Source organism: Pseudoalteromonas lipolytica (assembly GCF_001306915.1).
Classification (GTDB): domain Bacteria; phylum Pseudomonadota; class Gammaproteobacteria; order Enterobacterales; family Alteromonadaceae; genus Pseudoalteromonas; species Pseudoalteromonas simplex.
Map to the genome: position 1 here is coordinate 109,889 of NZ_LJTC01000011.1, position 14,731 is coordinate 124,619.

Annotated in this window: 21 protein-coding genes and 4 pseudogenes; all 25 read right to left on the bottom strand. The window is 36.0% G+C overall.

The annotated features are described in order from the left end of the window. Nucleotides 1-26: 26 nt before the first annotated feature. Nucleotides 27-869 (bottom strand): immunity 49 family protein, encoded by an 843-nt coding sequence (locus AOG27_RS16095; protein WP_054554026.1) that lies wholly within the window; start codon nt 867-869, stop codon nt 27-29. Between the two features lie 197 nt (nt 870-1,066). Continuing rightward, entirely contained in the window at nt 1,067-1,753 is a 687-nt protein-coding gene (locus AOG27_RS16100; RefSeq protein WP_054554027.1) for a GAD-like domain-containing protein, read from the bottom strand. Beyond that, on the bottom strand, nt 1,743-2,090 hold the full coding sequence (locus tag AOG27_RS16105; RefSeq protein ID WP_054554028.1) for an immunity protein YezG family protein: 348 nt from the start codon (nt 2,088-2,090) through the stop codon (nt 1,743-1,745). The genes AOG27_RS16100 and AOG27_RS16105 overlap by 11 nt, the downstream gene beginning before the upstream one ends. A gap of 5 nt (nt 2,091-2,095) precedes the next feature. Continuing rightward, complete coding sequence (locus AOG27_RS16110; RefSeq protein ID WP_054554029.1) at nt 2,096-2,389, bottom strand: DNA/RNA non-specific endonuclease; 294 nt, start codon at nt 2,387-2,389, stop codon at nt 2,096-2,098. 41 nt (nt 2,390-2,430) lie between these two features. Next, nucleotides 2,431-3,207 (bottom strand): hypothetical protein, encoded by a 777-nt coding sequence (locus AOG27_RS16115; protein WP_054554030.1) that lies wholly within the window; start codon nt 3,205-3,207, stop codon nt 2,431-2,433. Nucleotides 3,208-3,696: 489 nt separating this feature from the next. Next, nucleotides 3,697-4,140, bottom strand: a complete 444-nt coding sequence (locus AOG27_RS16120) for a hypothetical protein (RefSeq protein ID WP_054554031.1) — start codon at nt 4,138-4,140, stop codon at nt 3,697-3,699. A gap of 236 nt (nt 4,141-4,376) precedes the next feature. Beyond that, nucleotides 4,377-4,700 carry a hypothetical protein gene (locus AOG27_RS21635; protein ID WP_054554032.1) on the bottom strand — a complete coding sequence of 108 codons (324 nt, stop codon included), beginning with the start codon at nt 4,698-4,700 and terminating at the stop codon, nt 4,377-4,379. Between the two features lie 111 nt (nt 4,701-4,811). Beyond that, nucleotides 4,812-5,300, bottom strand: coding sequence for a hypothetical protein (locus AOG27_RS16130; protein WP_054554033.1), 489 nt, complete (start codon nt 5,298-5,300; stop codon nt 4,812-4,814). Between the two features lie 63 nt (nt 5,301-5,363). Next, a complete protein-coding gene (locus tag AOG27_RS16135) occupies nt 5,364-5,864 on the bottom strand; it encodes a hypothetical protein (protein WP_235523712.1) in 501 nt (166 codons plus the stop codon). A gap of 27 nt (nt 5,865-5,891) precedes the next feature. Next, the gene (locus tag AOG27_RS16140) at nt 5,892-6,644 is read right to left on the bottom strand and encodes an immunity 49 family protein (protein ID WP_054554034.1); all 753 of its coding nucleotides are present in this window, start codon (nt 6,642-6,644) and stop codon (nt 5,892-5,894) included. Between the two features lie 10 nt (nt 6,645-6,654). Continuing rightward, nucleotides 6,655-6,921, bottom strand: a complete 267-nt coding sequence (locus AOG27_RS16145; RefSeq protein ID WP_235378343.1) for a hypothetical protein — start codon at nt 6,919-6,921, stop codon at nt 6,655-6,657. Beyond that, a complete protein-coding gene (locus AOG27_RS21640; RefSeq protein WP_054554035.1) occupies nt 6,918-7,646 on the bottom strand; it encodes a hypothetical protein in 729 nt (242 codons plus the stop codon). The genes AOG27_RS16145 and AOG27_RS21640 overlap by 4 nt, the downstream gene beginning before the upstream one ends. A 63-nt stretch (nt 7,647-7,709) precedes the next feature. After that, nucleotides 7,710-7,850, bottom strand: a pseudogene (locus AOG27_RS21935) (RHS repeat-associated core domain-containing protein); the annotation flags it as partial. 12 nt (nt 7,851-7,862) lie between these two features. Next, nucleotides 7,863-8,012 (bottom strand): annotated as a pseudogene (locus tag AOG27_RS21940) (hypothetical protein); the annotation flags it as partial. An 808-nt stretch (nt 8,013-8,820) separates the two neighbouring features. Then, complete coding sequence (locus tag AOG27_RS16155) at nt 8,821-9,294, bottom strand: immunity protein YezG family protein (RefSeq protein WP_054554036.1); 474 nt, start codon at nt 9,292-9,294, stop codon at nt 8,821-8,823. 9 nt (nt 9,295-9,303) lie between these two features. Next, the gene (locus tag AOG27_RS16160; RefSeq protein ID WP_268795055.1) at nt 9,304-9,606 is read right to left on the bottom strand and encodes a DNA/RNA non-specific endonuclease; all 303 of its coding nucleotides are present in this window, start codon (nt 9,604-9,606) and stop codon (nt 9,304-9,306) included. A 169-nt stretch (nt 9,607-9,775) separates the two neighbouring features. Then, the gene (locus AOG27_RS16165) at nt 9,776-9,955 is read right to left on the bottom strand and encodes a hypothetical protein (RefSeq protein ID WP_054554038.1); all 180 of its coding nucleotides are present in this window, start codon (nt 9,953-9,955) and stop codon (nt 9,776-9,778) included. Further along, entirely contained in the window at nt 9,925-10,341 is a 417-nt protein-coding gene (locus AOG27_RS16170) for a hypothetical protein (protein WP_235378318.1), read from the bottom strand. The genes AOG27_RS16165 and AOG27_RS16170 overlap by 31 nt, the downstream gene beginning before the upstream one ends. Before the next feature lie 27 nt (nt 10,342-10,368). Continuing rightward, a pseudogene (locus AOG27_RS21945) lies at nt 10,369-10,413 on the bottom strand (hypothetical protein); the annotation flags it as partial. A gap of 43 nt (nt 10,414-10,456) precedes the next feature. Then, on the bottom strand, nt 10,457-10,930 hold the full coding sequence (locus tag AOG27_RS16175; protein ID WP_054554040.1) for a hypothetical protein: 474 nt from the start codon (nt 10,928-10,930) through the stop codon (nt 10,457-10,459). An 82-nt stretch (nt 10,931-11,012) separates the two neighbouring features. Continuing rightward, complete coding sequence (locus AOG27_RS16180; RefSeq protein WP_054554041.1) at nt 11,013-11,324, bottom strand: hypothetical protein; 312 nt, start codon at nt 11,322-11,324, stop codon at nt 11,013-11,015. Nucleotides 11,325-11,411: 87 nt separating this feature from the next. Next, on the bottom strand, nt 11,412-11,894 hold the full coding sequence (locus AOG27_RS16185) for a DUF6795 domain-containing protein (protein ID WP_152967161.1): 483 nt from the start codon (nt 11,892-11,894) through the stop codon (nt 11,412-11,414). A 200-nt stretch (nt 11,895-12,094) separates the two neighbouring features. Continuing rightward, nucleotides 12,095-12,535, bottom strand: a complete 441-nt coding sequence (locus AOG27_RS16190; protein ID WP_054554043.1) for a hypothetical protein — start codon at nt 12,533-12,535, stop codon at nt 12,095-12,097. Beyond that, a pseudogene (locus AOG27_RS16195) lies at nt 12,522-13,411 on the bottom strand (N-acetylmuramidase domain-containing protein). Before AOG27_RS16195 ends, AOG27_RS16190 begins: the two are co-directional and overlap by 14 nt. Nucleotides 13,412-13,539: 128 nt before the next feature. Beyond that, nucleotides 13,540-14,226 (bottom strand): GAD-like domain-containing protein, encoded by a 687-nt coding sequence (locus AOG27_RS16200; protein ID WP_235378320.1) that lies wholly within the window; start codon nt 14,224-14,226, stop codon nt 13,540-13,542. Nucleotides 14,227-14,731: the final 505 nt, after the last annotated feature.

Below are 14,731 nucleotides of genomic sequence, written 5' to 3' on the forward strand. Positions count from 1 at the left end.
TTACTTTTAAAGCTTATAAGTGAATATTAAAAATAGGTTCCTTCGATTAAAAAGCGAGGTAGTGAATCACTTTCAACCGTTACAGTATTACCCATATCTCGCCACATACATGCCATGCCCAACAGTTGAAGAGGTAAAAATGATTCAACTGGGTCAGTGTCTGGACCACTTGCATTTATCCAATATTTTTCTTGTAGCTGAATATTTTTTGCAAGCGTTTCATTGAAGTCAAACCCAATGTCGGTGGTGAGTGCTGCAAACGTTTCTAAATACCCCATTGCTATGCCCAGTGCCCAATCGTTACCTTGATCTACTGCCACTTTCATACACTGGTTGAGTAACGATGGATAATTATCTTGCCTGTGATGGAAAGCTTGAAATACTTCGACTAACTTATATGAAACAGGCCCTGCTTTTGTGGCACTTTGTTTCATAATTTCAACGGGGAAGTTCGCTAAGCTATCCATACTTTCAGAATCGCGCGTGATCACAGCTAAAAAATAGGCATCAAGCCACTGACTTGGGTGAGCACGACCATCTTCTAACATTCCTAGCCCATTCCAAGTCACTGCAGGTAAATCGAATATCTTAAACGTAAAGTCTTGCTCGGGATGCTCTGCGAGCTTCAAAAAAGCCGCGTACATTTTTGCAGCATAGCGCAAACCTGTTGCAGATTCTCTTTCTATTTTATTGGTTTGGACTTCCCAAGTGAGCCAACGCGCTAATGACAAAAACTGTTTTGGAAAAGCAATTAAATTGTCTCTTCGTATTGTTATAGCTTGATTAATTCTGCCTATCATTTTTCGTGGAAAAGCAAGCCTACCATTAACCTGATTTAAATCTGTATTAAACTCTCTATCAACTTTCATTAATTGTCCCATAGCATTTAAATTTAAATATCAAACTCAGAGATTCTAACTTCACTAACAGAAGAGTTATTATTTGTTATAGGGTCCCAATATATAAATATTTAATGTCATTAGCACTCGATGAAATAGCTTATTTAATTCACCAAGGTGATACTCAATTGATTATGACTAAATCAAAGTGATTAACCGCTACAGCGTTACTTCTTATGTAGTTCATTAGACATAGCGACAATATCAGCCATTATGCGTTTCTCGCCCAATTCAGCGAGAAAATTCAAATGCTCAATCGCTTTTACTTTCTGCAAATTTTCAAGCTTATTCACACCACCAAGAGCCAACGCAGGAACGAACGCATACATTTCATCGGCTTCTAATGGGCCTAGGTTTTTTAGTGCACGCTCAAACAAAGGCTTTTCGTTAATGTCTTTTTGATCAAATGACTCTTTTCTTCGAACTGCAAAAAATAAGTCAATTGAACGTTCCTCCCCTCGCTCCTTTAATTTTTCAGAGTAATCTGTTGGAAAAATCATTCCAAAGTTTGAATTAACATCTATACTCTGACCTGATGTTTTCCCCCAAATAAGTAAATTTCCAAAAGCACCGCGACCAATTACATAATATTTATCAACTCCATTGTTTTCGCGTTCAGCGAATTCGGTACCCTCAAGCCAAGTTTGTAAAATTTCATGGTAATCCTGTGGGTTAACAATCCAAAAAATGCCATTACCCCAGCCACAAAAACCATACTCTTGCCAGTATTCCAATAAGCGCTCAGGGAGCTTATCTTTAAAAAAGTCAAGTGTCTCTTGTGTTGGCATTGTCGCTTTTATCGCGGGGCCAAAGCCTTTAAAATTGTAAAAGTTATCGAAAAATTTATTCGTCATTTAACCATTCTATTTCATCTGCCAATTCTTGATCCCATGAAAAATCAATATTGAATTCACCTGTTGGCTTCAAATAAAATACAGCACGATTCCACTTGTTCGAATCATTTTCAGTTGTAATTTCATGGAGCTGCTGAAAATCATTTACAATTTTTCTATCAAAATTTCTAAACTTAAATGAAGTAAAATCTGTATTTTTTTGATGAAAGCCGCCTTTCATCTTAAGTGCATCATCTCCATAATACTCTACTTCAATTACAGCTTTTGACCATTCTTGCCTGCCTATATTTACTAACATATTTTGTGCGACACTGTTATATATATCATCAACGTTCATTTAATTTAGCCTCCAGGTTTATTCTTTAAATTCACAAACTCTTCAACACCGTCAATCTCATAAAATATATCAAAGGATGACGGGCGTTTACTATCATTCTCATAAATAGCTCGAATCTCCACTTCAACACTCTTAGGTGGCTCTTCTTGTAAAGCCTTTGCCCATTTATTTTCCATGCTCTTCCAAGCACCTTTATTGATATTGCCATCCATAGCAGCATAATTGATTTGCTCACCCGGACCATTAAAAATTGAAGCGATTAAATGTCCACCTTCATCGTCGTCCAGTCCAGATTTCATCTATGTTATAGCGCACAACAAATTTACCGAGGCGCTTTAACCTAACTTAGCAGCTTGATTATTTCGTAAATAAACTTAATAAAGACACTCATTCCAATGCCCATCATAAAGATATAACCATAAACTATAGCGACTCCTGAGCTTGATGGGTCAGACTGACTTCTTACACATAAACTACAACCAAATAAATAAATGAAAAAGTTCAAAAACATACAAAGAATATAACTATCGCCAAAGAGAGGTAAGAAACTTGCTAAAAATGCCAACGGGTAAAGGAGTAAGCTAGCAATATCGAAATGCGTAGCTGAGAGCCGACTTAATAAATAGCAACTTAACATACCACATAAACAGTAAAAACTAGGCCAAAGTTGTTTATACAAAAATTCAATGCTGAAATACTCAAGTATTGATTGTTCAGAGCCTGCTTCTATCTGATTTGCTGACGCTGTATTTTCTGCCGTTACATCAGCGAAAAAATAAGTTGAAATGGTGAATATAAGTATTTTTAAAATACCAAAAAAAAGAAAACTAGAAATTGTAAAACCGATTGCATCATTTTTCGTTAAAGGTTTATTGGCTTTACTTTCAACTATTTTGGCCAGAAAAAGGCCCAGTAAGCATATACTTGTAAAGAAAAGCAAGGCTTCAGGAAATTGTTCAATATAAAAGACCGACAAACCTGGAGCGATAAATAAATAACTAGCATCATCATTATCGACTGATTTAATCCCACTTCCTGTTGATTTCTTAAATAATGCTAAATATACAAACAATGGCTGTAACAGCAGCATTAAAATGCACGCATTCATTAATGACATAAACCATCCTTGTATTTTTTATCCCACTTTTTCGCATCAGCAATTAAAAGAGAACCATTTCCAATATACATACTTAATGTTTTTAAAGAATCCAGTATTCTATCCCAACCGTTTTCTCGCACCAAAGCGCTAATTTTTCAGATGCATTAATCAAACTTTTGCAGCTACTTCTCACGTTAAGTCAGAATCATTAATATCTATTAAATTACCCAATATTGAGCCAGAAACAAATAGGAGAAGCGCAAACACACAGAAAAAATAACTCTGAACATACTATTTCTCAATCAGTTTTATTCAGAAAGATGAATCATACAAGAAGGAAAAGGAGAACGTATGAAAGTCCCCTTTCTTGAATGGATTATGACTAGGCTCTGCAATTATCACCAAACGGGCATTTCCTGCCATTGTTTTATAGTTAACATCCGTGTTTATTTCACTCATAGTATTTCTCTATCCATTAATCAAAGCTCTTCAGTGAGCTCTTAGACATCATTTACACCAACCAATGCTGTCGCTTATTGTAGCTACCTCTTTTTTATGTTCGGTCAACCAAGACTCAATAGCTACTGACGATTTAAATTCAGACCCTGTACCTGGCCAGTAAAAATTTCCACTTTCATCAACACAAAGTGCTATATAGACAGGCTCTGAATTAAAAATAACATCTTCCCCAGCCTCAACATACATATCATAGTTTAAGCTCTTGATAGGTTTGCCTTTGTAAGTAGAGAGTACATCCGCATAATAAACATGCTTTTCCGAATTATCATCTTCTTGAAAAGCCTCTACTTTAGTGATTTTAACTTTCGCAAGAAACTGAACACTTTCTGATGCTACTTTGAACCCATTTAGCTCTAAGCTTTCAGTAACTTTAGCTAATACAGGCTTAGTTAAAGCCAAAAAAGCAAATACAATAATAAATATTTTTTTCATTAGGCCTCACTTCCTGCAACTGATGCATTTTGTGTATAAATAGGCAAACTCGCTGACAATGAATCAAAGCTAGTCGGAACTACAAAGTTATCCCATACATCCTTTTTATACTTTGCTACATTAACACTGTTACTTTGATGCCTTGAAATACTCTAAGATACGTGGATTTGCTTTTTTGCCATCAAATTCTGTCTCTCCAACTTCAGCAAAAGCTGTTTTCATCCAAAACGCAGTTGTCACTGGCATAATTGGAGGCTTTTAACTTTACTTAGCAAGGCCAAACCCGCTAGTTTCTCGTTGATCTTTTTGTGAGTTCGGCCATTTGGGTCTATTTTTCCATCTGGACGCACCATACCTACAACTTTGCTTTGAAGCTGTTTTATTGCAGCAACTGTATTAGAGCTTTCTGGGCGGGAACCTAAACGTCCATCCACAACCAACACTTTTGTTGGTGAGATAAGTTTTAATAATTTATTTAAAGCGGTTTGAACTGTTTTAACATAGGCTGGGGTATTAACGCCACCTAGTCCAACAGATTGGGTTATTCTTATTGCTGACATATGAAAGTCCTTTTCTATAGTAGTGTCTTATTTAAAAATCTTCTCAGAAATAACTGAGCTTATGAGTGTTATTAAGTTCTGCACTAAATACAGCGTCTTACAGATTAATTGCTAATTTGAACCCTCTAAGTTAATTTCAGTGCCAAATGGGACTACTAAAGCTTTTTCAACCATATGCCTTACTTTCTCATCATTTAACCCCGAGAATGAATTAAATTGCTCTTTACTAAAAAGTGATGGTTTTTCAGCTTCATCCCTACTGAACTGTGCAAAAGGTGAGTTATCATAGTTCTCAGACACTTTAAAACCTTTTAATTTACTTACTTGAAATTCGAGGCTTTTTAAATCGCCCAGCCTTTTTACGAAATTAGTTATCTCTTCATCATCCTCTGGGTAATGGTATAAAAAAACTCCGTTTTCTGGTAAGTGATACTTTTTAACACATTCATCGCAGTACCAAGTTAAATCATAGCTATCATCTAGGAAATCAATTGCATATGGAATCGGCTTTATCCTGCTTTTATTTACAATACTTTTTGCTAAATGACTGCAAACTTTTTGTGCTGTAATGAATTTATCTATCTCTTCTTTTGTAGGCATTGTGTCACCGCTTTCATCTAACAAACATATAAAAAATTTTTTGCACGATAAACAATCGTAGGTTTACTCTTCAATCAATACCACGATAGATTTATTTTGCATTGAGGCATCTCTAAACGTAACAAAGTAGCGGTCGCGGACTATTTCATAAGCTTGCGGGTCAAGTTCACCAGCCCTATGCTCAATACTATCTACTAACGCTTTATTTTCACTGTTCTCAATATCGACTTCAAAATACTTTTCTAATAAAGGGAATAGGTCTTGCACCATTTCATTCGAAAAAAAGCCAAATGAACCACTGATGTAAGCATCTGGTCCAATTAATTGATAAGGATAATAATGAAAAGTACATACCGGCAGTAACCCTTGGCCACCCACAACAGCATCAAGTAACTCTATAGCAGGAATAAATGCTCGCATATTAAGCTCTATTGATTGCCATCTTGTCGCTTCATCCTGAGTAATATCAATTAACGCTTGATACGTTTGCTCATCGCTTAAGTTCGAGGTTGTGGGATAGACAGCTTCATCAACAATAAAAAGATTAATCACATTACTCATCATTTCTTCTCTAAATTAGTGGCTAAAAATTTAATCGTTAATTAAATATAACGGTAAATAAAGTGAGTCTGTTTGACACTGCCAGCCATGCATATCTTTACCCAATTTGGCCATGCTAAGCGCATTTAATGACATGACCGCATTTCCATCTTCTTTAAAGTCGCCGTATTTACATTCATCAGTATGCCATGCAATGACTTTATCAATACTTGATTGCCATAATAAATTATCACCTATAGAGAGACCTTTAATCGCCTCAACAAGCGGCACAATGCATTGTTGTACATCTTTATCTTTTGTTGATTTAGCCTCAGTCAGTGCGCTTTCTATTTCGTTTGTAGAAAGCACTTTGCCTGTGCCTATTTTTATTAATAAATGATCATATAGAAAAATAGCTTTCTTGGTCACACTGCTGGTTGTAAAGTCATCTGCATGTTCACGTAATTTATTAATTATTGTTTCATCGCCAAACAATAAAGCGACATTTAACTCTCCTTGGATTGTCCACTCATTGTTATGCCCTTTTAGCTCGGAATCAAAACCTGTTAAGTATGCAAATGGTGCCGCTTCTTTTAGGTAAAATTTTGCTTCATTATAGTTTTCTAAAACGTAATGTGCACATGCCAATTCTTTGTATTCTTCAGAAAGAACCCAACACGCTCTTTTTTTAGTGTCTACCCCAACAGATGGGTCATTCATATGTTTTAATCTTATTTCTAATGTAATAGGTGATTCTTCAAATAGTTCACCAAATTCGAAATCATAATTATTAAGTTTTAACATTCTTCTTTTCCTATGGAAGAGGCTGAATCTTCCCACCAATTATATTACCTTCGACCTCTTTAGCTTCAATTACTAATTTAGTTATCTTTGGGTCGTCATTTTTCATAGCTCTTAAAATATCTTTACCTAACTTGTTCTTCTCTTTGTATTTTTTTGACTTTTTCATCGACTCTAAGCTTTTTTTAATCCAAGGATCCGTCATCTGGTTACCTTTTTTGGCGCCAGTCATTAATTTAGCGCCAGGACCTTTAGCTTCAACAACAAAGTACTCTATCACTTTGCCATTTTCGTCTCGTTTTGCCCATACTTGGTCGACTCCTGGACCTGGCCAAAGCCCATTTCCATTGTGGCTGGAGGAGGTGGGTCTGAAAACTCTTTTTCCATATACATTGAAGCACCAAGCTCACCTTTAGCCTCTGTAATCTTTGCTTTAAAAGCACCTTGCCTCCTAGCTGAATCTCCTGCCGCAATTGAGTCTTTTAGCCGCGTTTCATAGTGTTTTTTATACTCTTCAACTGCTTTGGTATGTTTTTCAAGAGTCGCATCTTCGGATTTAGGCTCTTTCTTATCTTCTTCTGGCTTTTTGTTAGGAGAGTGAATTTTTCCTTTCATTAACTTGCGTGTAAACACCCTAACTTTCCGATCTTCAATGTCGGAATTATTAGGAACACTCTCAACCCCCCCAGCTTTTAACACATCAAATACATGGGTTAAACAACTTTGGTTAACAGGATCATATAGTGGTGTATCCAAGTTATCTGGATTCCAATCAGCTCTATCAAGAGCCATGTCGCCTTCTCTAAGTGGTTGCCTTTGTAAGTCACTTGCAGCTATCGCATTTGGTAACTTAATCGTCGATTTCTCAATCGATTTACCTGCAAAATCTTCCTCATCGTAACCGATGATAAGTGTATTGGTTCTAGTGCCATCAGCCTCAGTACCACCATGTTGGTGAGTTTTAGTCGTATCAAACTTTGCTTTGACCTGAATCGCAAAATGCATGTCACTACCATGACCGATTTTTAAAACTGTGGCAGCCCCTTCCTTACAACTAAGTCCAAACGGATCTACCCAATTAACCGGATTCGGCGCGTATTGGTAATGGTTTATGCCGCCTACTAAGCCAATGGGGTCTTGGTTTATAAAGCGTTGTTGTTTGGGGCTGTAATAGCGGTAGCGGTTGTAATGTAGGCCGCTTTCTTCATCAAAATATTGGCCTTAAAAACGTATTGGCTGAGTGAAGCTGTTTTCTTTATTAAAGTCAGTATTAGCTTCTGATTCTTCATAGCCGTACACATCGGCGTGGTTTTGCCATACAACTTCTGCGTTATTGTTTGTAACAAAACGTGGGGTGTTTAGTTGGTCTAGGTGGTAGTAATATAGTTCGCCTTAATAACCACTTGCTTTCAAGTCAATATCCAGTAATACCGTAAGATTTTTTTAACATATTTTGACATTGGATTTTGAGCGATTTCGAGTTCTCAGGGCGCGAACCTATACATCAATCCACGGCAAATGCGTTTATAGAAGGGGGCAATTTAAGTAATTTATTTAATGCTGTTTGTATTGCTTTTACATCAGCTGGATTATTAACACCACTCAGACCAACTGACTGAGTTATTCTTATTGCTGATATATGAAAGTCCTTTTCATGTTTAAAAATGCTATTTGTGATTATTTAAAAATGCTCTTCACTACATAAAAACATACACACTACTTTGTTATCAGTGTTAGAGCTGTGTGGCATCCATTTTACTTGGCGCTTTATTGCTATTACACGAAAAATTCTATCTATTAATTACATCAACTGAAATTTAGTACTTACTCACCAGAGTAAAAATTAAAATAGACATCTGACTTATAAATAAAAAAGAATTTAACGAACTCTAACTTAATTTAGAAATCTCTAAGAAAATCCATTTATAAAAGCCCAAGTCATCATTATCATTTTGGTAAGGCATAACTGCAAAGTCATAATTTAGAGCAAAAATTAATTCATCTATACTATATTACTTTTCTTCCTTATTTTCATAGGCTTGCTTTACCTCCTCCCATAATCGCATTGCATTATCAGAATAGTTATCCTGCCAGTGCTCTTCCAATACAGCCGAGTTATTGTATTTTAAAGTAAATGCCGATACATCTGCTCTCGTTAATGTATCTACATTTGGAAGCACTAATAGCGTTTTGCCCAATACCTAGGATAACTTTCAGGTAAACCTTCCCATGACTTAATTTGATTTATCACATCTATGTCAAGATCATTATATTCTTGACTCTCAATATCGAGGGATTTGTACCAAGCAAAATCTTCGTCATATTTAAAATCAATTGAGAAGTCGCCTTCGGATGTCATTTCAAATCGTGCTTTATTCCAAGGAACATCATTTTCATTCTTTTTCATTATATGAAAGAGTGCATAGAAAGCATCGGAAACTTTTGATTCATATGCAACTCCATTTCGTTTATTAACACTAAAATATTGGTAACTCTTGGAATCACTCTTATCCAAATATTTCTGAAACATCGTTACGGAAACATCTACTTTATCCATTAGTAATGTTAATGTGGCTATATCCCATTCATTAGGGAGGGCGTCAAACATCGCTTGCCCTATATGATTGTATATATCGTCGATTGTATCGAACATTTTGTATCCTTAGTTATCAAACTCTTTTTCTATTGGCTCATTATCATCAACCATATAAGTAGCAAAAAGAGTCTTCGGCGAAGTATTATCACCATCATATGTCACCGAAATCTCTACTTCTACTTCATTATCTTTATCTAACTCTTTTTCTATTTCTCTCCATTCAGCAAAGCGATTTTGGTCTTTTAGTTGAGGTACTATGTTTATTTTTTCTGCTGGACCTTGAAAAAGTGTACCAATTAAATGCCCACCATCATACATTGGATCATCGCAACCATAGCTACTTTGTTTCGAACTACGGTGTTTTTTTATCTCTTATCGTTTGATCTTTTATTGCTGACTTTGTGAGCTTACCTTTAACTTTTATTGTACGACCTTGTTCATCTGTTTCGTAAGTATAAATTGCAGGCTGACCATCATGAATAGAAGTTACCTCATAGATAGTGTTAGATTTAGGGTTTTCAAGTTCTTCCGCCCAGCTTCATTTCCCTCTTGGCTTTTCAGACGCACTTCCAGCCAGGATTTTTACAACTGGCTTATCTACTGTTTCATTCTCACCTATAGGCTTTTTAAAGTTGAGTTTTTTCGGTTTTTCTTGCTCTTTGGTTTTTTCTGGCTGATTGTTTGTGATTACAATATATACGCCAGACTCTTTACCCAAAACAGAATCATTAAACCTAAAATCAGATAATACTTTAGCATCAGGTTTTTCTCTAACAACTCACCAACTGTTGCTTCTTTTAGCTCCACATCATTATTAAAATTTCCCTGCTTCTTCCTTAGCTTAGTTAGCTCTCCCAAGTTTGGTTCTGAAGCGGCGAATAGGGCCTGATAATAATCTGGCTTTAAACCGTATTTCATTGCCTTTGAAACATCGAAAAATGGAGATTCATGTGGCGTCATAGGCGTACTTTCTAATGGGCTTTCAAACCTGACCAGCTTTGTATCGCTTGAAATATGTTCAACTATTTTCCCTGACGCACCTATAACAGGGGTTAAAATATTAGTAGACGTACCTTCCTTACAACTAAGTCCAAACGGGTCCACCCAATTCACCGGATTCGGCGCATATTGATAATGGTTTATGCAACCTACTAAGCCTATCGGGTCTTGGTTTATAAAACGTTGTTGTTATGTCGTGTGGTATGAAGAACGGGCCTAACTACATTAATATTGAGCCGAATGGTACTTTAAGTGTATCTCGTACATATGCATCATTAGTGGCTGGAGTAATACCAGATAATAAAAAGAACGTGTTGAAATCTAAATAAACGTTCAACTCTCCTTCAACAGCCTCAAATGGGTTATTATCTAAATCGCCCGAATTTTTAAAGCCTAATATATCAAAGCAACTTTCTATGTCGCTTAAGTCCAAGTTCAAGTTACGTAGAAACACAAAGTGTTCATCCCCATCATCACTTGCTGGTAAATGAAATAAAAAAACGCCTTGCTTTGGTACTTTATATTTCTCAATACAGCCCATACATAACCATGAGCAAGTATAATAGTCATCAGTTATTCCTATTACGTAAGGTACTGGATCAATTTTTACCTTTCTATCAACCTTCTCTTTTAAATGCCGACACACTTTTACTGGCTTGTTAAAAGGATCTGGAGCAGTGTCATAGCGATTCATTAAATGTTCCTGCTTTTAGAATAAATATAATAGAACTCGGTTTATAGATTATTAATTTTTAACCCATTCGATATCCCATATGCTAATACCAAACTGTGCTGAGAATTAACCAAACAAGCATAAAGATTAACACGGGAGCAACCTTGAAAATGACTTGTGGTAGGTAAGTAGATTGATTCCAAGTAACTAGAACCCTATCCTTTTTAGGTAATTCTGACACCACCCTTAGATAAGCAACCATATACGCTACAGAAGCAATCAGCCAAAGTAATATACCGCCAATTTTAGCTAACTCAGCAAAGTGTAGCGAAATAGGGAAAGGTAAAAGAAATACGGCAACATATATGAGCGCATAAAGTTCAACTTTACGCTTTTGTTCATCATTAAAAAACAAACCTTCTCCTATTTGCAAAACTCGGCTCAATGCAAGAGCTCTCTTTAATTTTGATATATCGACAACATTTCACTGAATACACTTTTATTAGACAAAATCGCTGAAATATCCTTCACTCTCTTTAAGCTCAAAAACTTCAAAATCATTTTCCCACCTACAAATACTTAACCCATCGAATTCCAAACTCGGGTTTTTCTTATTGGGAAAAGTGAATCGCACTTCTTGTGAACTTAAATCACCATTCAGAGTAAGCAATTTTTCTTCTATCTCTTTGAATGGTTCAATACCTAGTTGTTTTGTGTTCCATAAAACATACGTTTCTTCATTACTTAAAATTGTAATGCGCTGTAATACAACATCATGAACAAACATATCACCAGGCTTTTTTGACGTTATTAATATTTCGGGCATTGAAAAATGGCCATTAGCATCCGTTACCGTTTCATCAATTTCAACAACTGAGTGAGCATAAGTTAACTCTCGACGTATTCTTACTCCATTTACCGGCTCTCCATAATTCAAAATACAACCCTTAACCTCAGAGCACATATGAACATCGTATTTTTTCATTAAGCCAACCATATGCTTAAACCTCCCTTTAATTCACGTCTAAAAATTGTATAGTCGTAATTTCGAATCTAATTTCTATTTCTAGATACTGCTTTTTCAATGACTTATAAAGTGGAAATATCGACCACCTGTCATTTTCTAGCGCAAGTTATTTTCAGAGTCTCGCCTAATGTATCTCCATAACCCATAACGGAAATACCTTATTTCTTAAAATCATCTACAGAAGGTAACTGACTAGAACTCAAATCATCACAAAGCCAATACTCTTTCTTACCGCCTTGGACTAACGTGACCGATTTTTCTTTTATATTCATACCTAGTTCTTCACTGTGATAATCACTCAGTGTTAATTTATTTTCACCGACTTTAAACTCCATACTATGTTCTGTAACCAACGGGCGGTGATAGCTAAATTTACCGATAACAATTACTTTTTCAGGCATTGAGTGCTTAAATTGCGAATGACTAAATTGCTCAAGTTCAAAAAGGCCTTTCTGCTCCTTAACTACCACACGGATCTTGGTTGGCGTATCTGAATGGCACTTAAAAATAACAACAAAGTCACTTGGATTCGCTTGGCACGCATTAATACACAATAGCGGCAAAGTGAGCAAAACAGAAAAAAGCTTATTTTTTATCATACTTGTCAAAGGCCTTTTTTAATTTAATATCATAATTATTTTGGGCGTACTGTGAGCCATTGTAACTTTGGGCAAATGCAGCCCAATTCAATGTTCTGAGATACTCTTCTAAACCTTTACTTTTAACGAAGTTCACAAATGCATCTAACTGCTTCCTTTGCGAATTAAACATTGTTTTACAAAAGCCTCTACACTCGCAAATCCTGCAGCTCTAAAATTAAAACCCATAATCTGAAAACGCCCCCATGAAGTTGATTTTAAAGCTTCTGTTGCATCCAACTCCATAGCCTTTTCAAGCCTTTTATACTCTAGAGCACCTCCAACATATAAGCTTCGATTCCAACTCCTACTAGAAACAGAAGGGTGACTCGAATCATACTGATGGTTTGTGAATCGCGAGAAAATATGCGCTTCATATAAAACCTTTGGTTTTCCGTTAGGTAAAAAGGCATCACCAGAAGATTCAACCTCAGCTACAGCTTTAATCGCAGCAACTTTACAATTCAATGTCTTAGCAACACTCAAAAAGTCAGATTCAGTTAACTCTTGAACATTCGATGATGCCAATGGTAATTTAAAACGTAATTGATGGCTTTTAATTATTAGTTTCTCGTTAATCTTTTTGTGAGTTCGGCCATTTGGGTCTATTTTCCCATCTGGCCGCACCATACCTACAACTTTGCTTTGAAACTGTTTAATTGCAGCAACTTTTTTAGAGTTTTCTGGGCGGGAACCTAAACGCCCGTCCACGACCAATGCGTTTATAGAAGGGAGCAATTTAAGTAATTTATTTAATGCGGTTTGTATTGCTTTTACATCAGCTGGATTATTAACACCACTCAGACCAACTGACTGAGTTATTCTTATTGCTGACATATGAAAGTCCTTTTCATGTATTTATTTTCAAAGCCATTTCATATTAACGTTCGACGAAATGGCCTATTTAGTACCTGTTGGATACCCAATTTAGTATTACTTAGTTGAAATGATTAACCGCTACAGCGTTACTTCTTATGTAATTCATTAGACATAGCGACAATATCAGCCATTATGAGTTTCTCGCCCAATTCAGCGAGAAAATTCAAATGCTCAATCGCTTTTACTTTCTGCAAATTTTCAAGCTTATTTACACCACCAAGAGCCAACGCAGGAACGAACGCATACATTTCATCGGCTTCTAATGGGCCTAGGTTTTTTAGTGCACGCTCAAACAAAGGCTTTTCGTTAATGTCTTGTTGCTCTAATGCATCCTTTCGCATAATAGCAAAAAATAAATCTACCGTTAAATCTTCTCCATCCTCATTTAAGTCCGAAGTGCCATCAGTAGGGAAAATCATACCAAAACTTGGATTAATGGTAATACTTTGACCAGATGTCTTCCCCCAAACAATGAGCTTTCCAAAAGAGCTTCGACCTATCACATAATAATTATCAATACCGGCTTTTTCTCGTTCTGCAAACTCAGTATCTTCAAGCCAAGTTTGTAAAATATCATGGTAATCTTCTGGATTTACTAGCCAGAGAATGCCATCACCCCAGCCACAAAAGCCATATTCTTGCCAGTATTCCAACAAACGCTCAGGAAGTTTGCCTTTAAAAAATTCAAGCGTTTCATTGGTTGGCATTGTCGCTTTTATCGCGGGGCCAAATCCCTTGAAGTTGTAAAAGTTATCGAAAAATTTATTCATCATTCAGTCGCTCTATTTCATCTGCCAATTCTTGACCCCATGAAAAATCAATATTGAATTCACCTGTTGGCTTTAGATTAAATACAGCACGATTCCACTTGTTCGAATCATTTTCAGTCCTCGCATACAGCCCATAAAACTTAGTCTTATCTCCATAATTAACCTTCAAGTTAAACCTTTAAATTTACAGTATCTATCTCGTAATCAACCTTGTGCTCAACTACGAACTTGTAAGGTTTTTTACGTATTCTTATAGCAGTTAGCATCAATCCGGCCGCAGGCTATTCCTCCACCTCTAAACGGTGACACTCAAGTGGAGAAAAACCTGTATTTTCAATCTTAATTAAACAATTCATATTAACTACATTCTGACTCAACAAAGAGAGTTCTAAGTCAAATGTCAGAGTTTGTGAATTAACATTCAGATTGTAGATATCTAAAAATGTTAATTTTTTAAAATCATGTGTCACCTTTAACGCTTCATCATACACGTTACATATATTCTTTC